Origin of the sequence: Pseudomonas sp. LRP2-20, assembly GCF_024349685.1 — a bacterium.
Classification (GTDB): Bacteria; Pseudomonadota; Gammaproteobacteria; order Pseudomonadales; family Pseudomonadaceae; genus Aquipseudomonas.
The window spans coordinates 5,445,719-5,468,438 of record NZ_AP025944.1 but is presented as its reverse complement, the minus strand read 5'-3'; the positions used below and the strand labels follow the sequence as shown (position 1 = coordinate 5,468,438).

The following is a 22,720-nucleotide window of genomic DNA, read 5'->3' as shown; positions in this document are numbered from 1 at the left end:
GCAGCCGCCCGCGGACGGGGCGGCTGGGCAGGGCAGGATATCAGCGCTGCGGCTGAACTTGGCCGACTGCTTTGTCAGTGGCTGTTTCCACCTGTGGATTGGCAGGCCAGGCGTTGCGGTCCAGGTCCAGGTCGGCAAACTTCGACGAGTCGAACACCGGCTGCTGGATGCCTGCCTTGCGCTGGTCATCGTAGTCGCGCATCACCCGCAGGCCGACCTTGAACAGCAGGGCCAGGGCCACCAGGTTGACGAAGGCCAGGCAGGTCATGGTGATGTCGGCGAAGGCGAACACGGTCGACAGGTCCTGCATCGAACCCCACACCACCAGCGCCAGTACCAGAGCACGGAAGCCCAGCAGCACGATGCGGTTGCGGCTGAGGAACTGCAGGCTGTTCTCGCCCAGGTAGTAGTTGTAGAGGATGCAGGTGAACACGAACAGCGACAGTGCCACGCTGACGAACAGGCGGCCCCAGTCACCGACCACGGCGGCCAGCGAGTTCTGGGTCAGGACGATGCCGTCACCTTCGAAGCCTGGGGTGTAGAAGCCCGACAGCAGGATCAGCAGCGCGGTGCAGGTGCAGATCACGAAGGTGTCGAGGAACACGCTGAAGGCCTGGACTACGCCCTGGGCGCCCGGGTGCTTCACCGCAGCCACGGCAGCCACGTTCGGTGCGCTGCCCAGGCCCGCTTCGTTGGCGAACACGCCACGCTTCACGCCCATGACGATGGCGCTGCCGAGCAGGCCGCCGAATGCCGGGTCGAGGCCGAAGGCGCTCTTGAAGATGGTTTCCAGCATGGCCGGCACGTGTTCGATCTGGGTGCCGATCACGTACAGGGTCACGCCGATGTAGGCCAGGGTCTTGATCGGTACCAGCAGGTCCGACACTGCAGCGATGCGCTTGATGCCACCGATGAAGGTGATGGCAAGCAGCACGGCCAGGACGATGCCGGTGTGGCGCGGGTCGAAGGCAAAGGCGTTCTGCAGCGAGTGGGTCACGGTGTACGACTGCAGGCCGATGAAGGCGAAGCCGTAGGTGACCAGCAGCAGGATCGAGAACACGATGGCCATGCTTTTACGCTTCAGGCCGTGCTGAATGTAGTAGGCCGGGCCGCCACGGTAGAGGCCGTCGCCGTCGGCGCGCTTGTAGACCTGGGCCAGGGTGCATTCGAAGAAGCTGCTGGCCATGCCGACCAGAGCAGTGACCCACATCCAGAACACCGCGCCTGGGCCACCCAGGGTCACGGCGATACCGACACCGGCGATGTTACCGGCGCCAACACGGCCGGCGAGGCTCAGCATCAGGGCCTGGAAGGAGCTCAGCTGGCCTGCCTGGCCACGCAGCGATTCCTTGAAGACGGCGAACATGTGGCCGAAGTGGCGGAACTGAACGAACCGCGAACGGATGGTGAAGTAACCGCCGAGACCGACGATCAGCACGATGAGGAGTTTCCCGGAAAGGAAATCGTTGAGTGCTTCGAGCATTGGAAAATGACCTCGATTCTTATTCTTCGCATGGAATGAAGAGCGGACGGCAGGCGCACCGCTATTCGTTGGGGCGCATGGTTGGCCATGACAAGAGTGGTTACAATTTCGCGGGTTGCTCTGATTTGGTGCGACTTGATGCTAGAATGGCGTCATTCGCTTCACCTGAGTTCCCTGTCATGAGCGATCATTTCGCTATCAACCTCAAACTGGCTTGCAGCCACTACCGCTCTATCTCGGAAGTTTGCCGCCAGCTTTCGATCAACCGTGCGCAGTTCAACAAGTACCTGAGCGGCCAGAGCCGTCCGACGCCTTTCAACCTCAAGCGCATCGGTGATTTCTTTGGTGTCGAGGATTACGAGCTGAACCTGCCGGCCGAACAGTTCGCCCGCTTGATCGGCGCGCGCGTATCGACCGTCACCGACCAGCCCGGCGATCCGATCAGCGAACTGTTCCGCCCGCTGCACGACCACGCTGGCAACCTGTCGCGCTATTGCGGTTATTACTTCGAGTATTCCAACTGCATGTCGGTACCGGGCACCATCCTGGTGTCGCTGGTGCACCTGTGGGAGGAGCGCGGCCGCTTCCTGTTCGAGCGCCAGGAACGCCAGGAGCGCTCCAGCGCTACCGACCAGCATGCCGAGGTGCGCTGCCGCTACCTGGGCGCAGCGTTCCAGTTGCAGGACCGGATGTTCCTCATCGACTACGAGTCGCTTACCTTCAACGAGATGAGCCAGACCATTCTCATCCCCAGCTTCAAGAGCCGCATCACCCGCCTGAACGGCCTGAAGGCCGGGGTGTCCAGCGGCGACCGGCGCAACCCGGCCTGCACCCGCGTGGTGTGGGAATACCTGGGCGAGGAGATCAACCGCATCAATGCCTATCGCCAGGTCAGGTTGTACCGGCCGGACGATCCACGGATCGATGACGATGTGCGCGAACGGCTGAGCGTGCGGCCGCTGAGCAACGGGCTCTTCGAAATCGAGTGATGCCTGACGGGTCAAGAGCCGTCGAGGATGAATGCCTCCACGGCGTTGGCAACCTGGTCAGCAATTGCCGGAGCTGTACGCAGGTGAGCGGCGATGCCATGGTCGCAGTCCGTTAGAAACAGGCATTGCAGGCGCTCCGCTGAAACGGCTCGCATCAGGGCCTGGGTGACTTCTTCGGGGATCGGGCTGTAACGGTCCCTACCGGCCAGCCGCAGGTTGCCCGCGCTGGTGCCCGGCGCTTTGCCGAATCGTTGTGAGTTGAGCCCGTCGAACTCACCGATCACCATCAGCACTCTGCCTCGGAACTGTTGGAGGAAGGCGTAACTGTCGCTGTTCATAAACCCATAGGGCTTGCTGATGGCCGCCGTAAATGCCGGGCCGAACGGCGCCTGGTGAGCTTCGTCTGGATAGACTGCCGGGCAGATCAGCACGATGTTTTCAACCTGCGGCAAGCGCGCCGCAAGCTTCAGGGCGATGGCGGCGCCCAGGCTATGGCCAATGAGCGTGCGGCATCGGTTTGCGATATGGGCGTGAAAGCGCTGGGCCTCTTCAAGGTTGATAGCCAATGACGGTGCCACTGCCCCTGGTTCGCTGGCATGGCTGTGCCCGGACAGGTTGCCTGTCAGCGAGCCGATCCCGGCGGCTTGCAGTCGATAGATCAGAGGGTTGAGCCGGGTGTAGTCCGAGCGTGCGCCACCCAGTACGAATACTGGAGGTGCGCGCTCGATATCAGGCACCAGCAAGCGGGCTTGCTGGCGGTAGTTTTCAAACAGTTCGTCGATGAACAGCTCCCGTCCCGGAGCGGGTTCGTCGAACTGCCATTTCGAACGCTGCTGAGTGCCCGTTTGCAAGTGCATGGTGCTCGTTAGAAGAACATGTTGTGTAACCATTCGCCCAGTGGATTGCCGCTATCGAACAGCAGTTTGAACGCCATGATGCAACACACACAGACCAAAAGCGGTTTGATCAGCCGTGGGCCAAAGTGTACTGCGCAGCGTGCGCCCAACTGTGCGCCCGCGAACGCGGCCAATGCCATTGCCAGCGCCAGTGGCCAGATGATCGCTCCGCTGAATGTGAACACTGACAAGGCGCCCAGATTGCAGGCCGCGTTCAACAGTTTGCTGTTGCACACCGCTTGTATCAGGTGCTGACCGAGCAGCGTCACGCAGGCCAGCATGAAGAACGAGCCAACCCCGGGGCCGAAAATTCCGTCATAAAAACCAATGATCGGAGCCACTGCCACGCAGAAGAGGCTAGTCGATATCTTTGCCTTGCGTGCTTGTTCATTGGGTTTTGGGCTGAACGCGAAATAGGCGGCTACCGCTATCAGCAGGAACGGGATGCAGGCCTGGAGAATGCTCTTAGGTACATAACTTACCGACAAGGCCCCTGTGGCCCCGCCAATAAATGACATGATTGCCATCGGACTGCTGCGCCTCCAGTCAATCATGCCTTTGCGGGCAAAGGCGCATGTAGCGGAGACGGTAGCCGACGCCGCCTGGAATTTATTGGTGGCAATTGCCGCCAAGGGCTCAATGCCAGCAACAAACATTACCGGAAGGGTAATCAGGCCTCCGCCCCCGGCAATGGCATCGAAAAACCCAGCCATCAGTGCAACCAGGGCGAGTGTCATGACAAGTGTCAGGTCGAGTTCGATCATGGGATGTCCTCCTTCACTCAGCCACGAACAAGCAGCGGGTCGGCAACCCGTACCAACGGTGTTGCGTGACGGGAGTATCCGAACTGGCGAATCAGCAGCCGGCGGTTGTCCTGGACGATATCGCGGCCGTGCAGGGCTTGGCTGTTGTTGATCATCAGTGCAGTGTCAGGTTGGAGGACGAACCTCAGTGGCTGTGCGACGCTCAGCAGTTTTTGAAAGCGCTCGAAAGCGGCCGCGACAGCACTGCAGGCACGCGCATTCAACGAAAAGCGGTAGCTGTTGTAACGGAGTGAAAATCCGCCATGGGCCTCGAACTGCAGTATGGAAATGCCTTCTCCAGCATTGCCTTGTCCGTGAGCGAAGCAGTCACTGCGGGTGAAGTCGAAGGACGCTGAAGTGAGCGCGAGCGCTTCCAGTCCGTCCAAGCGTCTGATGATGTCCCTGAGCGGGAATACATGTGTGGGTTCATTGGCGGGATTCCAGCGTGCAGTCAGGATCAGCGCTGAAGGGGCGGGGGAGTGATCATGGCTGGCGATCGTCGAGCAATTGTAAGGCGCTTCGGTGTGAGGCCCCAGACGCAGGCCTGCGTGCGAGCTGGTTTCAACATTTGCGCTGGTATCTTCGCCGAAACGCGGGACGCGGCCGCCGCCCTTGAAGTTGCCGACCAAACGTACTTGTTTGCCTTCGTTGTCAATATCGAAGGCAAAGTTTCGATGGCGTGCCAGTTCCAACAGCAATTGGTTGCGCGACGCGAGGTATTGGCAGCGAGGATCGTGCGCCAGGGTGAAAATATCGGGTAGCTGCTCGGGCATCGGATCGTCAGCACATGGCATCTGCCGGTAAATCAATGCGCAAAGTTGCCCTTCGCTGAAGCGCTGCAACATGGCACGCTGTTCATCGCTCAAGACTGTTTCGATTTCCTGAGCGAATGCGCGAGCCTTGAGTGCGACGCCTTTGGCTTCTGGTCCGCCCGATGCAGCCATGGCAAGGCTTGCCCAGGATATGGCTTGGTTTTGTTCATGGTTGAAATCCAGGTAGGCGATTTCCTGATGAGGCATTGAACGTTCCTTGTAGTTGTTCTTATGAGCCCCCACTTGGCAAGTGGGGAAGTCGGCTATTCAATGGAGGTAGGTCGCCAGATGGAAATCAGCTGTTTCTCGAGGTGGTGTAGGAAACTTCCTCCGACGTGGAGCTGAGCGTCTGAAGTTCGACGCCCTGACCGTCCTTGGGCGTTGCCAGGCCCTGTGTTGGACTTCCCGGCCAGGAAACCGCAAAATGGCCCTCTCCCTCAATCAACCTGTTCGGATCTGCTGACTCTATGCGTATGCGCCTGATGCTGTTGGGTGGTGGCAATGCCCTCGGGCAAGCGCTGATTCGTCTCGGGGCCGAGGAGGACATCGCATTCCTGGCACCGCGCCCGCCGGAGAACGGCTGGGCCCCGGCCAGCCTCACTCAGCTGCTTGATGATCATCGCCCCGATGCCTTGGTCAACCTGGCCTACTACTTCGACTGGTTCCAGGCCGAGTCGGTCAGCGACCAGCGCCTGGCCCTGCAGGAGCGTGCTGTGGAGCGATTGGCCGAGTTGTGCCAGCACCACCAGATCACCCTGGTACAGCCTTCCAGCTACCGGGTGTTCGACGGTTCGCGGGCCACGGCCTACAGCGAAAAAGACGAACCGGTACCGCTGGGCCAGCGTGGCCAGGCCCTGTGGCGTATCGAGCAAAGCGTGCGCGCGGCATGCCCGCAGCATGTGCTGCTGCGCTTCGGCTGGTTGCTGGACGAGAGCATCGACGGTGCCCTGGGCCGCTTCCTGACCCGTGCCGAGCAACCCCAGGAGCTGCTGCTGGCCGACGACCGCCGTGGCAACCCGACGCCGGTCGATGACGCCGCGCGGGTGATCCTGTCGGTGCTCAAGCAGCTTGATTGCAGTGCGCCGCTGTGGGGCACCTACCATTACGCCGGCAACGAGGCGACCACGCCGCTGGCGCTGGGCCAGGCGATTCTCAGCGAGGCCGGCCAGTACCGTCAGCTGGCCGTGCAGGCGCCGACCCCTCAGGCCCATGCTGCGCGGCCGGATGCCAGCGAGGAGCCGCAGCACGCGGTACTGGCCTGCAAGAAAATTCTTCACACTTTCGGTATCAAGCCGCGTGCCTGGCGCGCGGGCTTGCCACCTCTACTGGATCGATTCTACCGCCATGGCTGATGCCCCCATCCTGATCACCGGCGGCGCCGGCTTTATCGGCTCCCACCTGTGCGATGCGTTGCTGGCCAAGGGCTATGCGGTACGTATTCTCGACGACCTTTCCACCGGCAAGCGCGACAACCTGCAACTGGGCAACCCAAACCTCGAGCTGATCGAAGGCGATGTCGCCGATGCCAAGCTGGTTGAGCGCGCCGCCGCCGGTTGCCGTGCTGTGGTTCACCTGGCTGCGGTGGCGTCGGTGCAGGCGTCGGTCGAAGACCCGGTGAAGACCCACCAGAGCAACTTCATCGGTACCCTCAACGTGGCCGAGGCCATGCGCGTGCATGGCGTGCGCCGCGTGCTCTTTGCATCGAGCGCAGCGGTGTACGGCAACAACGGTGAAGGTGAGTCGATTGCCGAGGATACGCCCAAGGCGCCGCTGACGCCCTATGCGGTGGACAAGCTGGCCAGCGAGCAGTACCTGGACTTCTACCGCCGCCAGCATGGCCTGGAGCCGGTGATATTCCGCTTCTTCAACATCTTCGGCCCACGCCAGGACCCTTCCTCGCCGTACTCCGGGGTGATCAGCATCTTCAGCGAGCGGGCGGCCCAAGGCTTGCCGATCACCGTGTTTGGTGATGGCGAGCAGACCCGCGACTTCCTCTACGTCGGCGACCTGGTGCAGGTGATGGTGCAGGCACTGGAGCAACCGCAGGTGGAAGAGGGCGCGGTGAACGTCGGCCTGAACCAGGCGACTTCGCTGAACCAGATGCTCAAGGCACTGGAGCAGGTGGTGGGCAGCTTGCCGGCAATCAGCTACGGGCAGGTGCGCTCGGGTGACATTCGCCATTCCCGGGCGGATAACCAGCGGTTGCTGGCGCGTTTCGACTTCCCGCAGCCGACCCCGATGGTCGAGGGTTTGGCCAAGCTGCTCGGCAAGGCTTGAGATAGCTGGGGCGTGCGCTGTACTTGTGGGAGCCGCGCTTGCCGGCGAAGGGCCGCGAAGCGGCCCCACGATTTCAAGCTTGTTGCATAAATTGCCGGGGCCGCTTTGCGGCCCATCGCCGGCAAGCGCGGCTCCCACAGGGTTCACGTATGCCGCACAACCTTGCGCAGGCAATCCTCCGCCGCCAGCAGCCGGCCATCCTCGGCCCGCACCTGCAGAATCCCGACTGGCCGCCCCTTGGCGCTGTCCACCAACTCCGACCGCGCTTCCCCCGCCTCGAACAAAAACCGCTCCCCCCACTGGCGCAACCCAACCACGATCGGAAATACCGAGCGCCCTTTTTCGGTCAGCACATATTCCTTGTAGGCACTGCCATCCGACGCCGGCTGCAACGCCAGCAAGCCACTCTCCACCAGCAACTTCAGCCGCGACGCCAGAATGTTCTTCGCCAGCCCCAGGTTCTTCTGGAACTCGCTGAAACGGCGCAAGCCATCAAAGGCATCGCGCAGGATCATCAGCGCCCAACGGTCACCCAGTACTTCCAGCGCCCGGGCTATGGGGCATTGAGCGTTCACTTCATCGAGCATTGGCAGCACCTGCGTGGTTCATCTGGTTGCAGATTAAAACCACATTTGCTAAATATCCATCATGTGGTTTCAAATTGAAACCAGGCGCGAAGGAGTCAGCCCGATGAATCGCTGGATAACCCTGCTGCTTGCCGCCACCTGCGCCATGGCCGTGGCCACGGTCTATTTCGCTCAACCTTTGCTCGAGTCGATGGCCCGCGACCTGGGCGTGGCACAGCAGCAGACCGGCTGGGTGGTTGGCGCGACGCAGGCCGGTTATGCCCTTGGGTTGATCCTGATCGTGCCCCTGGGCGATCTGATCGAGCGCAAGCGCATGCTGCTGGTGCAGCTGTTGGTTGCCGCCCTGGCCTTGGTCGGTGTTGGCCTGGCTCAGCAATGGCTGGTTGTGCTGGCAGCGCTGGCCCTGGTCGGGCTGATGGCGGTCATGGTGCAGGTGATGGTCGCCCACGCCGCAACCCTCGCCACTCCGGCCAGCCAGGGCCAAGTGGTGGGCACGGTCACCAGCGGGGTGGTACTGGGTATCTTGCTGGCGCGTCTGGTCTCAGGGGCGCTCGCCGACCTGGCGGGATGGCGCAGTGTCTACTTCGTGGCGGCGGCACTGCTCACGCTCATGGCTATGGTGCTCTGGCGCTGGCTACCCCAGAGCCAGTTACCCGCACAACGACCTGGCTACTGGCAATTGATCGGCGCTTTGTTCACGTTGTACCGGCACGACAGCCTGCTGCGCCGACGAGGGTTGTTCGGGCTGCTGATCTTCGCTGCGTTCAGCGTACTGTGGAGTGCCATGGTGCTGCCCTTGAGTGCGCCACCGCTGGCGCTCAGCCATACCGAGATCGGCCTGTTCGGCCTGGCGGGTATCGCCGGCACCCTGGCCGCGTCGCGGGCCGGTCGGCTGGCTGATCGAGGGCTGGGCGAGCGCACCACCGGTCTGGCGCTGGCCTTGTTGACGCTGTCATGGTTACCGACAGCCTGGGTCGGGCACTCGCTGACTGCGTTCGTGCTGGGCGTGCTGATGCTGGATTTTGCCGTGCAGGCGGTGCATGTCACCAATCAGAGCCTGTTGCTGGCGGGGCGTGGCGCGATGGCCAGCCGTTTGATTGGCGCCTACATGTGTTGCTACTCGATCGGCAGCGGCCTGGGGGCCGTGCTGGCCAGTTGGGTGTATGCGCGCTGGGGGTGGGTTGCGGTATGCGGGCTGGGCATGGTGATCAGTGCGCTGGCACTTGGGTGTTGGTCATGGGGGCAACGAGCAAGGGCGACCGAAGCCGCCCTGCCGTGTTCAGGTCAGAACTTGTAGCCAAGGCCGACCATGTACACCCACGGGTCGACATCGACGTCGACCTTGGTCTTGCTGTAGCCCAGTGCGGTCGGGCCGTTGACGCTGGCCTTGGTATCGATGTCGACGTACCAGACCGAGGCGTTCACCAGCAGGTTGTCGGTGATCATGTAGTCCATGCCCAACTGGCCGGCGATACCCACCGAATCCTGCAGCTTGAGGTTGCTGAAGCCTTGTTGCTTGCGCGCGCTGGTCAGGTCTTCGTCGAAGAACAGGGTGTAGTTGATGCCGACGCCGGCATAGGGCTGGAACTTGGAGTTCGGCTCCATCGGGTAGTACTGCACGGACAGGGTCGGTGGCAGCTGTTTGATGTCGGCCAGCTTGCCGTCCAGCCCGCCACCGAGGCCTTTGACGCCGACGCTGTGCTTGAACGGCGTCGCAGCCAGCAGTTCCAGGCCGACGTGGTCGGTGAGCATGTAGGCGAAGGTCAGGCCCAGCTGGGTGTCGCTGTCCAGGGTCGCCTTGGTGCCCGATACCTTGTTGCCGTCGAATTTCAGGTCGCCGCTGTTTTCGTTCGGGGCAGTGGTGATGGCACCGGCGCGGACGATGACATCACCCGCCTGGTGGGCGTGGGCAACAGGGGCGGCGAGCGCAAGGGCCACAAGCGAGGCACCGAGCAAGGACTTGTTCATGGAAGCTCCCAAAGGACGTGAGTAATCGAGTAGTCCAATGGTACGGATGCGTCTGAACCGAAAGTTTGACCCAGCTCAAAGAAGCGTCGTCATGAATTCGAAACAGTTCTCACTTGAGAACATAAGCGTATATTTTCTCTGCTTCCATCTGGTATCCGGCGTCGGCCAACTCGCTGCTGGAGGCTCTAACCTGCATCTTTCCCTCGATCCAGTAGGGCTGGTAGAGGTCCTCCACGCGCACACCCATTTCACTGAAGATATGCACGATCTGGTTCGACGGCGGAGGGGGCACATGGATGCAGGCGCCGTAATACGGCACCAGCAGAAACTCCGTGGTACGGCCTTCTTCACTTACCTCCAGCGGCACGATATAGCCCGGTATCTTGACCTGCTGGCCGTCCAGGCTTTTCACCACCGGGGCATCGGGCGCCTGCTGGCGTGCCGGAGGGGCCGACTCGGCCGACAGCGCATTGCTCAGCTGCGACATGTCGTGCAGCGGCGCCAGTTGTGGCGGGATGACCGGCGCGCCTTCGGGGATGAGTGCAGGCCAGTCCAGCTCGCGGGGCTCCGAGGCCCAGGCTGGTAGTGCCAGCGAGAGCAGCACTACCAGCAAAAGTTGGGCTGCCTGTCCCGGCCCTTTCGCGGGCGAGCCCGCTCCCACAGGGTTCGACGTGCTCCTTGTGGGAGCGGGCTTGCCCGCGAAAATGGCGGTGAGGTCTCGGATCATTGCAAAGCTCTCAGAGATGAATGGACAGGCCGTCGGCCAGCGACTGCCGATAGGCGCGCCAGGCCGGCACGCTGCCCATCAGCAGCGCCGCGCCAAGGATGATTGCAAGCAGCGTCCATTCATGGGGGCTGGGCAAGGCCAGGGGCAGGTACAGACCGTAGTTGGCCTGAACGTAGCCTTGGGCCAGGGCGATGCCCGCGTACAGCAACCCAAGCCCCGCCGCGATGCCCGTCAGCGCCAGCGCCAGCGCTTCGAGCACCAGCAGCCCGGCGATATGCCACGGCCGCGCGCCCACCGAGCGCAGGATCGCCATCTCCCGGCGGCGTTCGTTGAGGCTGGTGAGGATCGCCGTGAGCATGCCGATCAAGCCGGTCAGTACCACGAACAACGACACCACGAACAACGCCTGTTCGGCGGTGCCCATCAGGCTCCACAGTTCCTGCAGGGCAACCCCAGGCAGGATCGCCAGCAACGGCTCGCTGCGGTACTCGTTGATCTCGCGCTGCAGGCTGAAGGTGGCGATCTTGTTGTTCAGGCCAAGCATGAACGCGGTGATCGCTGCCGGCTGCAGGTCCATGGTCCGCGCCTGCTCGGCGCTGATGCGCCCGGCACCACGGGCCGGCACGCCGTTGTGCCAGTCGATGTGAATGGCCTCCATGCCGCCGAGGCTGATGTGCAGGGTGCGGTCGACCGGCGTGCCGGTGCGCTTGAGCACGCCGACCACGGTGAACGGCTTGTCGTCATGCTTGACCAGGCTGATCGCGGCGACACCGTGCGCCAGGACCAGCTTGTCGCCCAGCTTGTAGTGCAGAGCGTCGGCCACTTCGGCACCGAGCACCACTTCGAACGGGTCACTGGCGAATTCACGGCCCTGGCTCAGCTCCAGATGCTGTTTGCGGCCGTACTGGTAATGGCTGAAGTAGTCGGTGGTGGTCCCCATCACCCGGTAGCCACGATGCGAGTCACCCAGCGATATCGGGATCGCCCACTTGACCCTTGGGTCCTGGGCATAGTGCTGGAAGCTGTCCCAGCGGATGTTGTTGGTGGCGTTGCCAATGCGAAAGACCGAGTACAGCAGCAGGTTCACCGAGCCCGAGCGGGCGCCGACGATCAGGTCGGTACCGCTGATGGTACTGGCGAAGCTGGCGCGCGCTTCGGTGCGCACGCGTTCGACGGCCAGCAGCAGGCACACCGACAGGGCGATGGCGAAGGCCGTGAGAAAGGCGGTGAAACGGCGGTTGGCCAGGCTGGCCAGGGCAAGGCGAAGCAGGTACATCAGGCCTCCCGGGGCTTGGCGGCGCGGTTGAGTTCAGCCAGGGACAGGTGCCGATCGAACAGCGGCGCCAGGCTCTGGTCATGGCTGACGAACAGCAGGCTGGAACCGGCCGCACGGCATTCGTCGAACAGCAGGCGGATGAAGACTTCGCGGCTGTCGGCATCCAGCGCCGAGGTCGGCTCGTCGGCAATCACCAGCTCGGGCTGGCCGATCAATGCGCGTGCGGCAGCGACGCGCTGCTGCTGGCCGATCGACAGGCTGTCGGCACGCCGTGCGAGCAGCGCCGGGTCCCCCAGGCCCAGGTGCGCCAGCAGCTCGCTGGCGGCCTGGTCGATGCTGCCGTGGCGCTGACTGGCACGTTCGGCGCGGCTGCGTGAAAAGCGGCACGGCAGCTCGACGTTCTCGCGCACCGAAAGAAACGGCAGCAAGTTGAACTGCTGGAAGATGTAGCCGGTGTGGTCGACCCGGAAGCGGTCTCGCGCGCCTTGGCCAAGCAGGGCGAGGTCCTGCCCCAGCAGTTGGATACGCCCCTGGCCCGGCCGGTTGACCCCACCGAGCAGGCCCAGCAGGGTGGTCTTGCCACTGCCGCTGGGGCCTTTGAGGAACAGTGCTTCACCGGCTTCCAGACGGAATGCCGGGATATCCAGCAGTGGCGCCTGGCCGGGCCAGGCGAACACCAGGTCTCGCAGTTCAATCAACGGCTGGCGCATTTCAGAACGTGACCACGGCCTTGGCGGGCGAGGTCTCGACGCCTTTCTGGCCATTCGGGCCGATCAGTTGCACGTTGATCTTCTGGGTGGCCGGGAAGGCCTTGTACAGCGGGGTGAGATCGATCTGGGTGAGTTTGTCCGGGGTGGCGCAGGTCAGCTGGTAGTGGGCATTGATGTCGCTGTGCGCGTGGCCTTTTTCATGCTCGTCACCGTCGTCGTCAGCCTTGGCCGGGTCGCCGAACAGCGGGCTTTCCAGCTCTTGCTGATCATCCTTGCAGCCTGCGGCCGAGGCCAGGGCGAACAGCTTCAGCGGTTGTTCGAGCTGCTGGCGTACGGCGGCAACCTTGGCCTTGTCGGCATCGCTGCTGGCGGCATGTTCGAAGCCGACCAGGTTCATCGCCGGGCTGTCCAGCTCCAACTCCAGGGTGTTGCCATCGAGCACCGCGTTGAGCTTGGCCACGCCATGCTCGTGGGCGGCGAGGGTGCCGTGGGCGTGATCATGGTCATGTTCGTCGTGGGCATGGGCCACGGCCAGGGGCAGCAGGGCGAAGGGCAGGGCGAGCAGCAGGCGACGCATGGACGACTCCGGGACGGGCTGAAAGATTCGGTTATGTTATAACAACTTTTCTTTGCGCCGCCAGCCTGCGTGGCGCAGGTTTCATGTTGCGGTAGCATGGCTGCATTGACCTGAGCTCAAGGAACGCATCGTGAGAATTCGTGGACAGATTGGTGACTGGCCGGTGGACCTGACCATCGAGCTGGAGCCGCAGGAGTGGGCGCAGCTTGGGCGGCAGATCGAGGTGCCGGTGGCGGAGCCGGTAGCCGCAGCAGCGGCTGCGCGCCAGGACGATGGGCAGTGGCATGCCGCGCGTGAGGTGCTGCGCCTGGCAGGGCAGATGAGCGGGCCGGAGTTGTTGGACCGGCTGGAAGGGCTGGCCGGGAGTACCGCAGCGGGCAAGCGGTTGCTGGTGCGCTTGCGCCACAGCAGTGAAGTGAAAGTGGAAAGTGGCGTGGATGCGCCGGTGTATCACTGGGTGGGGTGAGGTTGCCTATGCGGGCCTCTTCGCGGGCAAGCCCGCTCCCACAGGTACTGCACAGCTCTCAAGCCTTGCGCGATCCCTGTGGGAGCGGGCGCGCCCGCGAACGAGGGCGAAGCCCTCGCAACGGGCTTCAGGTCAGAACATGGCCGAAGACAGGCGGCGGCGGTAAACGCTCACCAGCGGATGGTCGCTGCCCAGCAGCTCGAACACCTGCAGCATCGCCTTCTGCGGCAGACCGTTCTCATACCCGCGATTACGCTGGAACAGTTTCAGCAACCCTTCCAGTGCCGCTTCATACTGCTGGCGCGCCAGCTGCTGGATACTCAGCTGGTAAGCCGCCTCATCATCCTGCGGGTTCTGCGCCAGGCGGCTCTTCAGGTCGGCGACTTCTGGCAGGCTGGCGGCCTGGCGCAGGAAGGTCAGCTGCGCTTTGGCGCCAGCCAGCGCGGCCTTGTGCTCGTCGGTCTTGACCGCGTCCAGCACCACCTGGGCTTCACCCAGCTCGCCACGCTCGGCCAGGCAACGGGCATACAGGATCAATGCCTCGGCATTGCTGTTGTCTTCACCCAACAGTGCTTTGAGCGCTGCCTCTGCCTCGGCGAAACGGCTTTCGGCAAACAGCGCCTTGGCTTGTTCAAGTGGCGAAGCGGTTGGCGCGGCCGGCAGTTGAACATGCGGTTCGAGCATGGCGCGGATCGCCGACTCCGGCTGCGCACCGGCAAAGCCGTCAACCGGCTGGCCATCCTTGAACAGCACCACGGTTGGCAGGCTGCGGATACCGAACTGGGCCACCACCTGTTGCTCGACGTCGCAGTTGATCTTGGCCAGCAGCAGCTCGCCCTGGTAACCCTCGGCGATCTTCGCCAGCAGCGGCATCAGCGCCTTGCACGGCGCGCACCACTCGGCCCAGAAGTCCACCAGTACCGGCTTGTGGAAGGAATTCTCGATCACCAGCTGCTGGAAGGTGGCATCGGTGGCATCGAAGATGTAGGGCAGATCATTACTAGGAGCTAGGCTCATCGCGACTCTCGCAAATCCGTGAATGGCACCACTATAAAGGCTCGCGGCTGGCGTGGTACAGGCTGACCCGGCGGAATTCGTGCGGCTCGGCCAGGTCCGGCAGGGTCAGGGCTTCGAGCACGCCAAGCTGCCGGTACAGCGGGTGGCTGAAATCACGCACGCGCGAGTCGGCCACCAGTGCCTGGCGGCCGCGACCAAGGAAGGCATCGAGCAGCGGCAGGTTGGCGCGGTCATAGAGCACGTCGGCGACCAGGATCAGGTCGAAGCGGTCGGCCTCGGCGAAGAAGTCGCTGCTGTAGCCCAGCTCGACAGCATTGAGCTGTGCGTTGGCGCGGCAGGCTTGCAGGGCCAGCGGGTCGAGGTCACAGGCGACCACTTCCAGCGCCCCGGCGCGGGCCGCCGCGATTGCGGCGATGCCGGAACCGGCGCCAAAGTCCAGCACGCGCTTGCCGGCGACCCATTCGGGGTGCGCGGCCAGGTAGCGGGCCATGGCCAGGCCGCTGGCCCAGCAGAAGCTCCAGTATGGCGGTTCCTCGAGGATGCGCCGGGTTTCTTCGCTGCTGAAGGCGCGGTCCATGTTCTGATCATCGATCAGCCATAGCTTCAGTTCGCACTCGGGCAGCTCGCTGACCACCAGGCGCGCTTCGCCGATCAGGCCGCTAAGGGCCTGTTGCAGGGCAAGCGGCGCCACTTACGGCGCCTTCTCGAAACGCAGCGGGCCGGTGGCCTGGGTCTGGGCCTGGATGATACGCACGGGTGGCAGGTGCATGATCAGCTGGCCGGAACTACTGGCACGGCCGCGCAGCTCGACGCGGGCACCGGCCGGGAAGGCCTCGGGGTTGAAACGCAGGTGATAGGGCAGGGCCTGGCCGGTGCCGGTCAGGGTGCTGCTGGCCAGCAGCTGTTGCGGGCGGTCACGGTCGTCGATGACCAGCAGCGCCAGCTCCACGTCGGCGCCGGCGGGGATCTCCAGCAAGGTGCCGCTCAGTTCACGCTGATAGGCCGGCAGCGGGCCAAGCGGTTCGGCGTTTTTCGCCACCTTGGCCACTGCTGGCGCGGGGACTGCTTCGGTCTTGGGGCGGTCACTGCCGCAGGCGGCGAGCAGAGAAGCGCAGCACAGCACGACGAGCGCACGAAGATGCATGGGTGGGTCCTTCAGGGGCAGAATTGTATGGATGTTAACCCCTTTGGCTTGTCTTGCCAGTGCAATGCGCTACCATGGCCCTCCCTTTTTTTGTTGCCTGCCACCATGCACTGTCCCTTTTGCGGTGCCAACGACACCAAGGTCATCGACTCGCGTCTGGTCGCCGAGGGCGAACAGGTGCGCCGCCGCCGTGAATGCGTCGCCTGCGGCGAGCGTTTCACCACCTTCGAAACCGCCGAGCTGGTGCTGCCGCGGCTGATCAAGCAGGACGGCACACGCCAGCCCTTCGACGAAGACAAGCTGCGCGCCGGCATGCAGCGTGCGCTGGAGAAGCGCCCGGTCAGCGTCGAGCGCCTGGAAGCGGCACTGGCGCATATCAAGAGCCGCCTGCGCGCCACCGGCGAGCGCGAGGTCAAGTCGCTGGTGGTGGGCGAAATGGTCATGGCCGAGCTGCGCAAGCTCGACGAAGTGGCTTACATCCGCTTCGCCTCTGTGTACCGGCGCTTCCAGGACCTCGACGAATTCCGCGAAGAAATCGACCGCCTGGCCCGCGAGCCGGCTAAAGAGTGAGCATGCCCAGCCAGACCGCGATTCTCGATGCCCATTACATGGCCCGCGCGCTGGAGCTGGCGCGCAAGGGCGTGTACACCACCCACCCCAACCCCCGCGTGGGCTGCGTGATCGTTCGTGATGGCCAGGTGGTCGGTGAAGGCTGGCACGTGCGCGCCGGCGAGCCGCATGCCGAGGTGCATGCCCTGCGCCAGGCCGGCGAGCTGGCCCGCGGCGCCTGCGCCTACGTGACCCTGGAGCCGTGCAGCCACCATGGCCGCACGCCGCCGTGCGCCGAGGCGCTGGTCAACGCCGGTGTGGCCCGGGTGGTCGCCGCCATGCAGGACCCCAACCCGCAAGTCGCAGGCCAAGGCCTGCGGCGCCTGGCCGAGGCCGGCATCGAGGTGGCCAGTGGCGTGCTCGAAGCCGAAGCCCGTGCCCTCAACCCAGGCTTTCTCAAGCGCATGGAGCACGGCCTGCCGTTCGTGCGCGCCAAGCTGGCGATGAGCCTGGACGGGCGCACCGCCATGGCCAGTGGCGAAAGCCAGTGGATCACCGGCCCCGCTGCCCGCTCGGCGGTACAGCGCCTGCGCGCCCGTTCCAGCGTGGTGCTGACCAGTGCAGCCAGCGTGCTCGCCGATAACGCGCGGATGACCGTGCGTGGTACCGAGCTGGGCCTGGACGCCGAAACCACCGCGTTGGCCTTGAGCCGCACGCCGCTGCGCGTGCTGATCGACGGCCGCCTGCGCCTGCCGCTGGATGCGCCGTTCTTCAAGGCTGGCCCGGCGCTGGTGGTCACCGCCGTCGCAGATGACCCAGGCTATGCCGCTGCCGGCCATGAACTGCTCAGCCTGCCCGGCGACAATGGCCAGGTAGACCTGGCGGCCCTGCTGCGGGCGCTGGCCGCACGTGGGGTCAACGAAATCCTGCTGGAAGCCGGCGCCGGTCTGGTCGGCGCCTTTGCCAGCCAGGGCCTGATCGACGAGTACCAGCTTTTCGTTGCCGGCACTTTCCTCGGCTCCCAGGCCCGGCCATTGCTGGACTGGCCGCTGGACAGGATGAGCCAGGCGCCGCGGCTGAAAATCACCGAAATGCGCGCAGTGGGCGATGACTGGCGGGTCACGGCCATCCCTCTGCCGGCACCCGGCGTATAATGCCGGGCTTGCCCCGCGCAACCCGTTTTTGAGGAAGTCCCCATGTTCACCGGCATCATCGAATCCATCGGCACCATCCGCAGCCTGACCCCCAAGGGCGGTGACGTGCGCGTCTACGTCGAAACCGGCAAGCTCGACCTGGGTGACGTCAAGCTCGGCGACAGCATCGCCGTCAACGGCGTCTGCCTGACCGCCGTCGAGCTGCCGGGCAACGGGTTCTGGGCCGACGTCAGCGTCGAGACCCTCAAGCGCACCGCGTTCATCGACCTCAAGAGCGGCAGCAAGGTCAACCTGGAAAAAGCCCTGACCCCGACTACCCGCCTGGGCGGTCACCTGGTCAGCGGCCACGTCGACGGTGTCGGCGAAATCATCTCGCGCAGCGATAACGCCCGCGCCATCCAGTTCCGCGTGCGTGCGCCCAAGGAGCTGGCCAAGTACATCGCCCACAAGGGTTCGATCACCGTCGACGGCACCAGCCTGACGGTCAATGAGGTCAATGGCGCCGAATTCGAGCTGACCATTGTCCCGCACACCCTGTCCGAAACCATCATGGCCGACTACCGTGCAGGGCGTCGGGTAAACCTTGAGGTCGACTTGCTGGCCCGTTACCTGGAGCGTCTGCTGCTGGGCGACAAGGCTGCCGAACCGAGCAAGGGCAGTGGCATTACCGAAAGCTTCCTGGCCGCCAACGGCTTCTTGAAATCCTGATTGAGAAGGGGGTGCCGAGTGGCGCTCAACAGCATCGAAGAACTGGTCGAAGACATCCGCCAGGGCAAAATGGTCATCCTCATGGATGACGAAGACCGCGAGAACGAAGGCGACATCATCATGGCGGCCGAATGCTGCCTGCCTGAGCACATCAACTTCATGGCCAAGCACGCCCGCGGCCTGATCTGCATGCCGATGACCCGCGAGCGCTGCGAGACCCTGAAGCTGCCGCTGATGGCACCGCGCAACGGCTCGGGCTTCGGCACCAAGTTCACCGTGTCGATCGAAGCCGCCGAAGGCGTTACCACCGGCATTTCCGCCGCTGACCGCGCACGCACCGTGCAGGCTGCCGCTGCCAAGGACGCCAAGGCTGAAGACATCGTCAGCCCAGGCCACATCTTCCCGCTGATGGCCCAGCCCGGCGGCACCCTGGCCCGCGCCGGCCACACCGAAGCGGCCTGCGACCTGGCGCGCATGGCCGGCTTCGAGCCGAGCGGCGTGATCTGCGAAGTGATGAACGACGACGGCACCATGTCGCGCCGCGCCGAGCTGGAAGTGTTCGCCGCCGAACACGGCCTGAAGATCGGCACCATCGCCGACCTGATCCACTACCGCATGATCCACGAGCGCACCGTGCAGCGCGTCTCCGAGCAGCCGGTGGAGAGCGAGCTGGGCGAATTCAACCTGGTCACCTACCGTGACGCGGTGGAAGGCGACGTGCACATGGCCCTGACCCTGGGCAAGATCTGCGCCGAAGAGCCGACCCTGGTGCGCGTGCACAACATGGACCCGCTGCGCGACCTGCTGCTGGTCAAGCAGCCGGGCCGCTGGAGCCTGCGCGCGGCCATGGCCGCCGTGGCCGAGGCTGGCAGTGGCGTGGTGCTGCTGCTGGGCCACCCGCTGGACGGCGACGTGCTGCTGGCGCACATCCGCGAAAGCGCGGGCGATGCACCGACCAAGGCACCGACCACCTACAGCACCGTCGGTGCCGGCTCGCAGATCCTGCGCGACCTCGGTGTGCGCAAGATGCGCCTGATGAGTTCGCCGATGAAGTTCAATGCGATATCCGGATTCGATCTGGAAGTTGTAGAATACGTGCCCTCCGAGTGACTTGAGGCGGCATTGACGCCCTGAGCTCGAGTCCAGACCCCTGTCGAGGCCGCTTGTATGCGGCCTCGCTCTTGAAGATGAGAATATCGGAATGACCCTGAAGACCATCGAAGGTACCTTCATCGCCCCCAAAGGTCGCTATGCTTTGGTGGTTGGCCGCTTCAACAGCTTCGTCGTCGAAAGCCTGGTAAGCGGCGCCGTTGATACCCTGGTACGCCACGGTGTCAGCGAAAGCGACATCACCATCATCCGTGCCCCGGGCGCGTTCGAAATCCCGCTGGTGGCACAGAAAGTCGCCCAGCAAGGCGAATACGACGCGATCATCGCCCTGGGCGCAGTGATCCGTGGCGGTACCCCGCACTTCGAATACGTGGCGGGCGAATGCACCAAGGGCCTGGCCCAGGTGTCCATGGAGTTCGGCGTACCGGTGGCCTTCGGCGTTCTGACCGTCGACTCCATCGAACAAGCCATCGAGCGCTCCGGCACCAAGGCTGGCAACAAAGGCGGTGAAGCTGCCCTGTCCGCTCTGGAAATGGTCAGCCTGCTGGCGCAGTTGGAGGCCAAGTGATTAGCGACGAAAGCGATCGTTTCAACCCGCGCGATCCAAAACCTGCGGATGCCGGCAAGCCATCGAAAAGCGCCAAGCGCCGCGAAGCCCGCAAGCTCGCGACCCAGGCCCTGTATCAGTGGCACATGGCCCAGCATTCGCTGAACGAGATCGAAGCGCAGTTCCGGGTGGATAACGATTTCACCGATGTCGACGGTGCCTATTTCCGCGAGATCCTCCACGGGGTCCCGGCAATCAAGGGCGAAATCGACAAGGCGCTGGTGCCTTGCATGACCATCGCACTGGAAGAGCTCGACCCGGTCGAGCTGGCCGTGCTGCGCCTGTCCACCTGGGAGCTGATCAAGCGCGTCGACGTACCGTACCGCGTGGTGATCAACGAAGGCGTGGAACTGGCCAAGGTCTTCGGTGCCACCGACGGCCACAAGTTCGTCAACGGCGTGCTGGACAAGCTTGCCCCGGCGCTGCGTGAAGCAGAAGTCAAGGCGAACAAGCGCTGATTCTGGCGCTGTCGGCCCATGGGTGAGTTCGAGCTGATCAACCATTACTTCGCCGCCGCGCCTTGTGCGCAGGGCGGCGAGGGCGTGGCGCTTGGCATCGGCGACGATTGCGCCCTGCTGGACCTTCCCCCCGGTGAGCAACTGGCGGTGTCGACCGACACCCTGGTCGCCGGGGGGCATTTCCCCACCGTCTGCGATCCGTTGCTGCTTGGCCAGCGCTCGTTGGCCGTGGCGGCCAGTGACCTGGCGGCCATGGGCGCAACGGCGATCGGCTTCACCCTTGCCCTGACCTTGCCGGATGTCGGCCCAGACTGGCTGGCAGCCTATGCCGACGGTCTCAGCCGCATGGCCCACCGTTGCCGCATGAGCCTGATCGGTGGCGACACCACCCGCGGCCCGCTGAGCATCACCGTCACCGTGTTCGGCCGCGTGCCGGTCGGCCAGGCGTTGCGCCGCAGCGGCGCGCGGCCGGGCGACCTGCTGTGCGTCGGCGGTTCGCTGGGCAAGGCGGCCGGGGCGTTGCCGCTGGTACTGGGTGAGCGCGAGGCGCCGGCCGAACTGGCCAAGCCGCTGCTTGATCACTACTGGTCGCCGATGCCTCAGCTGCACCTTGGCCAGCTGTTGCGCGGCCGGGCCACGGCGGCGTTGGACATTTCCGATGGCCTGCTCGCCGACTGTGGGCATATCGCCAAGGCATCCGGGGTCGCGCTCGAGGTGAACCTGGCGCGGGTGCCAGTGTCTCCTGCTCTGGAGGCCTTCCTTGGCCACGATGCAGCCCGGCTGGCAGCACTGACCGGCGGCGACGACTACGTACTGGCCTTTACCCTGCCGCCAGCGGCGCTCACCCCGCTGACCGACCTCGGTTTCGTCGAGGTGCACGTCATCGGCCGCGTGCTCGAAGGCCAAGGCGTGACCCTGCGCGACTCGCAGGGCCAGGACATCACCCCGGTTCAACGGGGCTATCAACACTTTAGGGAGACACCGTGACCGACCACCCCAACCAGGTGCCAGCGGAGTTCGTTCCGCCATCGGTCTGGCGCAACCCGTGGCACTTCATCGCCTTCGGCTTCGGTTCGGGCACCCTGCCCAAGGCCCCCGGTACCTGGGGCTCAATGGTAGCGATCCCGTTCATCCCGCTGTGGCAGATGCTGCCCGACTGGGGCTACTGGCTGCTGCTGGGCGTGACGATGCTGTTCGGCTTCTGGCTGTGCGGCAAGGTCGCCAACGACTTGCGCGTGCACGACCATGAAGGCATTGTCTGGGACGAGATGGTCGGCATGTGGATCACCCTCTGGCTGGTGCCTGAAGGGTGGCAGTGGATCCTCGCCGGGTTCCTGATGTTCCGCTTCTTCGACATCCTCAAGCCATGGCCGATCCGCTGGATCGACCGCCATGTGCACGGCGGTGTCGGGATCATGCTCGACGATATCCTGGCCGGTGTGTTCGCCTGGCTGGGCATGCAGATTCTGGTATGGGCGGTAGGCTGAAGCAGGGAGCGTTTCGATGGCCATGAGGACTGTGCTGCTGGCAATGATGCTGAGCCTTGCCCCTTGGGTGATGGCAGCTGATGCGTTACCCAAGCAGATTCACCTGGTCAGCGAAGAGTGGAGCGACTACACCAATGCCGATGGCAGTGGGGTGGCCTGGGATGTGCTGCGCAAGGTGTTCGAACCTGCCGGCGTGAAGGTGGTGACCCAGAGTGCGCCGTACAGCCGCGCGGTTGGCCTGGTCAAGCGGGGCGAGGCCGATGCCTGGGTCGGGTCGTACAAGGAGGAAAACGACGACAACCTGTATCCGCGCTGGCACTTCGATATGGACCATATCTATGCCCTGGGCCTGGCCAGCACGCCGGTGCCGACCTTGGCTACCGTCGGCCAGTACCGCCTGGCCTGGGTGCGCGGCTATGACTACAGCAGTTACCTGCCCAACGTGCACAACTTCCGCGAAATCCAGCGCCGTGAAGGCATCCTGCCGATGCTCGAACATGAGCGCGTGGATTTCTACATCGATGCGCAGACCGAAGTCGACTATGTGCTCGGGCAGACCTCGCAGCCGGAGCGTTTTCGCAGTACCCATGTGGCCGAACTGCCGTTGTACCTGGCGTTCTCCAAGAGCGAACAGGCCAAGGTCCTGCGAGACCTGTTCGACAAACGCATGGCCGAGTTGGTACGCAGCGGCGAGCTGAAGCCGATCTTCGAGCATTGGAAGCAGCCCTATCCCTTCACCCCGGACAGCAAGCCGCAATAAAGCTGGCGCGATCCCTGTAGGAGCCGCGCTTGCCGGCGATGGGCCGCGAAGCGGCCCCGGCAGTTTATGCAACAACCTTGAAATCGTGGGGCCGCTTCGCGGCCCATCGCCGGCAAGCGCGGCTCCCACAAGGCCCAATATAGAATGCCAGTCCC

Annotated in this window: 27 protein-coding genes; 14 read left to right on the top strand and 13 right to left on the bottom strand. The window is 64.0% G+C overall.

The features are described 5' to 3' along the window. Nucleotides 1–40: 40 nt before the first annotated feature. Nucleotides 41–1,483: an alanine/glycine:cation symporter family protein gene (locus tag OCX61_RS24585; protein ID WP_261941762.1), complete on the bottom strand. Its 1,443-nt coding sequence runs from the start codon at nt 1,481–1,483 to the stop codon at nt 41–43. Nucleotides 1,484–1,662: 179 nt separating this feature from the next. On the opposite strand from OCX61_RS24585, the gene OCX61_RS24580 reads away from it, so the two are divergent. Next, nucleotides 1,663–2,472 (top strand): helix-turn-helix domain-containing protein, encoded by an 810-nt coding sequence (locus OCX61_RS24580; protein ID WP_261941761.1) that lies wholly within the window; start codon nt 1,663–1,665, stop codon nt 2,470–2,472. A gap of 11 nt (nt 2,473–2,483) precedes the next feature. On the opposite strand, the gene OCX61_RS24575 is transcribed toward OCX61_RS24580, so the two are convergent. From OCX61_RS24575 to OCX61_RS24565, 3 genes are read right to left on the bottom strand one after another with little or no spacing between them, the layout of a single operon-like run. Next, nucleotides 2,484–3,329 (bottom strand): alpha/beta hydrolase, encoded by an 846-nt coding sequence (locus OCX61_RS24575; RefSeq protein WP_261941760.1) that lies wholly within the window; start codon nt 3,327–3,329, stop codon nt 2,484–2,486. An 8-nt stretch (nt 3,330–3,337) separates the two neighbouring features. Continuing rightward, nucleotides 3,338–4,132 (bottom strand): TSUP family transporter, encoded by a 795-nt coding sequence (locus OCX61_RS24570; RefSeq protein WP_261941759.1) that lies wholly within the window; start codon nt 4,130–4,132, stop codon nt 3,338–3,340. A 17-nt stretch (nt 4,133–4,149) separates the two neighbouring features. Continuing rightward, a complete protein-coding gene (locus OCX61_RS24565) occupies nt 4,150–5,190 on the bottom strand; it encodes a hypothetical protein (protein WP_261941758.1) in 1,041 nt (346 codons plus the stop codon). A gap of 260 nt (nt 5,191–5,450) precedes the next feature. Here OCX61_RS24565 and OCX61_RS24560 point away from each other — a divergent pair, with 260 nt between their 5' ends. Both OCX61_RS24560 and pgnE read left to right on the top strand, forming a co-directional pair. Then, nucleotides 5,451–6,335 (top strand): sugar nucleotide-binding protein, encoded by an 885-nt coding sequence (locus OCX61_RS24560; protein ID WP_261941757.1) that lies wholly within the window; start codon nt 5,451–5,453, stop codon nt 6,333–6,335. Beyond that, a complete protein-coding gene (gene pgnE / locus OCX61_RS24555) occupies nt 6,328–7,260 on the top strand; it encodes a UDP-N-acetylglucosamine epimerase PgnE (protein WP_261941756.1) in 933 nt (310 codons plus the stop codon). Before OCX61_RS24560 ends, pgnE begins: the two co-directional genes overlap by 8 nt. A 143-nt stretch (nt 7,261–7,403) precedes the next feature. Here pgnE and OCX61_RS24550 read toward each other — a convergent pair whose 3' ends face one another. Then, nucleotides 7,404–7,847, bottom strand: a complete 444-nt coding sequence (locus tag OCX61_RS24550; protein WP_261941755.1) for a winged helix-turn-helix transcriptional regulator — start codon at nt 7,845–7,847, stop codon at nt 7,404–7,406. Between the two features lie 103 nt (nt 7,848–7,950). Between OCX61_RS24550 and OCX61_RS24545 the strand changes: the two genes are divergently transcribed. Continuing rightward, the gene (locus OCX61_RS24545) at nt 7,951–9,144 is read left to right on the top strand and encodes an MFS transporter (protein WP_261941754.1); all 1,194 of its coding nucleotides are present in this window, start codon (nt 7,951–7,953) and stop codon (nt 9,142–9,144) included. Here OCX61_RS24545 and OCX61_RS24540 read toward each other — a convergent pair. The 5 genes from OCX61_RS24540 to OCX61_RS24520 all read right to left on the bottom strand — a co-directional run bounded on the left by OCX61_RS24540 (nt 9,132) and on the right by OCX61_RS24520 (nt 13,105). Continuing rightward, entirely contained in the window at nt 9,132–9,815 is a 684-nt protein-coding gene (locus OCX61_RS24540; RefSeq protein ID WP_261941753.1) for an OmpW/AlkL family protein, read from the bottom strand. The genes OCX61_RS24545 and OCX61_RS24540 overlap by 13 nt on opposite strands. A 109-nt stretch (nt 9,816–9,924) precedes the next feature. Then, nucleotides 9,925–10,542, bottom strand: a complete 618-nt coding sequence (locus tag OCX61_RS24535; protein ID WP_261941752.1) for a DUF3299 domain-containing protein — start codon at nt 10,540–10,542, stop codon at nt 9,925–9,927. A gap of 10 nt (nt 10,543–10,552) precedes the next feature. Next, nucleotides 10,553–11,818, bottom strand: coding sequence for an ABC transporter permease (locus OCX61_RS24530; protein WP_261941751.1), 1,266 nt, complete (start codon nt 11,816–11,818; stop codon nt 10,553–10,555). Continuing rightward, entirely contained in the window at nt 11,818–12,528 is a 711-nt protein-coding gene (locus OCX61_RS24525) for an ABC transporter ATP-binding protein (protein WP_261941750.1), read from the bottom strand. Before OCX61_RS24525 ends, OCX61_RS24530 begins: the two co-directional genes overlap by 1 nt. 1 nt (nt 12,529) lies before the next feature. Further along, nucleotides 12,530–13,105: a DUF2796 domain-containing protein gene (locus OCX61_RS24520; RefSeq protein WP_261941749.1), complete on the bottom strand. Its 576-nt coding sequence runs from the start codon at nt 13,103–13,105 to the stop codon at nt 12,530–12,532. Nucleotides 13,106–13,235: 130 nt separating this feature from the next. Here OCX61_RS24520 and OCX61_RS24515 point away from each other — a divergent pair, with 130 nt between their 5' ends. Beyond that, the gene (locus tag OCX61_RS24515) at nt 13,236–13,571 is read left to right on the top strand and encodes a hypothetical protein (RefSeq protein ID WP_261941748.1); all 336 of its coding nucleotides are present in this window, start codon (nt 13,236–13,238) and stop codon (nt 13,569–13,571) included. A 132-nt stretch (nt 13,572–13,703) separates the two neighbouring features. Here the strand turns inward: OCX61_RS24515 and trxA are convergent, their stop codons facing one another. Genes trxA through OCX61_RS24500 form a run of 3 tightly spaced genes read right to left on the bottom strand, consistent with a single transcriptional unit; the run spans nt 13,704 to nt 15,732 of the window. Continuing rightward, on the bottom strand, nt 13,704–14,588 hold the full coding sequence (trxA, locus tag OCX61_RS24510; RefSeq protein WP_261941747.1) for a thioredoxin: 885 nt from the start codon (nt 14,586–14,588) through the stop codon (nt 13,704–13,706). A gap of 31 nt (nt 14,589–14,619) precedes the next feature. Beyond that, nucleotides 14,620–15,279: a class I SAM-dependent methyltransferase gene (locus tag OCX61_RS24505; RefSeq protein WP_261941746.1), complete on the bottom strand. Its 660-nt coding sequence runs from the start codon at nt 15,277–15,279 to the stop codon at nt 14,620–14,622. Beyond that, nucleotides 15,280–15,732, bottom strand: a complete 453-nt coding sequence (locus OCX61_RS24500) for a YbaY family lipoprotein (protein ID WP_261941745.1) — start codon at nt 15,730–15,732, stop codon at nt 15,280–15,282. A gap of 105 nt (nt 15,733–15,837) precedes the next feature. Between OCX61_RS24500 and nrdR the strand changes: the two genes are divergently transcribed. From nrdR to OCX61_RS24455, 9 genes are all read left to right on the top strand, one after another. Then, nucleotides 15,838–16,302: a transcriptional regulator NrdR gene (gene nrdR, locus OCX61_RS24495; protein WP_009685710.1), complete on the top strand. Its 465-nt coding sequence runs from the start codon at nt 15,838–15,840 to the stop codon at nt 16,300–16,302. 2 nt (nt 16,303–16,304) lie between these two features. Then, nucleotides 16,305–17,435: a bifunctional diaminohydroxyphosphoribosylaminopyrimidine deaminase/5-amino-6-(5-phosphoribosylamino)uracil reductase RibD gene (gene ribD / locus OCX61_RS24490; protein WP_261941744.1), complete on the top strand. Its 1,131-nt coding sequence runs from the start codon at nt 16,305–16,307 to the stop codon at nt 17,433–17,435. A 42-nt stretch (nt 17,436–17,477) separates the two neighbouring features. Further along, on the top strand, nt 17,478–18,143 hold the full coding sequence (locus tag OCX61_RS24485; RefSeq protein ID WP_016497780.1) for a riboflavin synthase: 666 nt from the start codon (nt 17,478–17,480) through the stop codon (nt 18,141–18,143). An 18-nt stretch (nt 18,144–18,161) separates the two neighbouring features. Beyond that, on the top strand, nt 18,162–19,253 hold the full coding sequence (gene ribBA, locus OCX61_RS24480; RefSeq protein ID WP_012270288.1) for a bifunctional 3,4-dihydroxy-2-butanone-4-phosphate synthase/GTP cyclohydrolase II: 1,092 nt from the start codon (nt 18,162–18,164) through the stop codon (nt 19,251–19,253). Between the two features lie 91 nt (nt 19,254–19,344). Continuing rightward, complete coding sequence (gene ribH / locus OCX61_RS24475) at nt 19,345–19,821, top strand: 6,7-dimethyl-8-ribityllumazine synthase (protein ID WP_027917814.1); 477 nt, start codon at nt 19,345–19,347, stop codon at nt 19,819–19,821. Continuing rightward, nucleotides 19,818–20,318 carry a transcription antitermination factor NusB gene (gene nusB / locus OCX61_RS24470; RefSeq protein ID WP_003255393.1) on the top strand — a complete coding sequence of 167 codons (501 nt, stop codon included), beginning with the start codon at nt 19,818–19,820 and terminating at the stop codon, nt 20,316–20,318. Before ribH ends, nusB begins: the two co-directional genes overlap by 4 nt. Nucleotides 20,319–20,336: 18 nt before the next feature. Further along, entirely contained in the window at nt 20,337–21,305 is a 969-nt protein-coding gene (thiL, locus tag OCX61_RS24465; protein WP_261941743.1) for a thiamine-phosphate kinase, read from the top strand. Then, nucleotides 21,302–21,805: a phosphatidylglycerophosphatase A family protein gene (locus OCX61_RS24460; RefSeq protein ID WP_085677096.1), complete on the top strand. Its 504-nt coding sequence runs from the start codon at nt 21,302–21,304 to the stop codon at nt 21,803–21,805. The genes thiL and OCX61_RS24460 overlap by 4 nt, the downstream gene beginning before the upstream one ends. A gap of 16 nt (nt 21,806–21,821) precedes the next feature. Continuing rightward, a complete protein-coding gene (locus tag OCX61_RS24455) occupies nt 21,822–22,565 on the top strand; it encodes a substrate-binding periplasmic protein (RefSeq protein WP_261941742.1) in 744 nt (247 codons plus the stop codon). Nucleotides 22,566–22,720 lie beyond the last annotated feature (155 nt).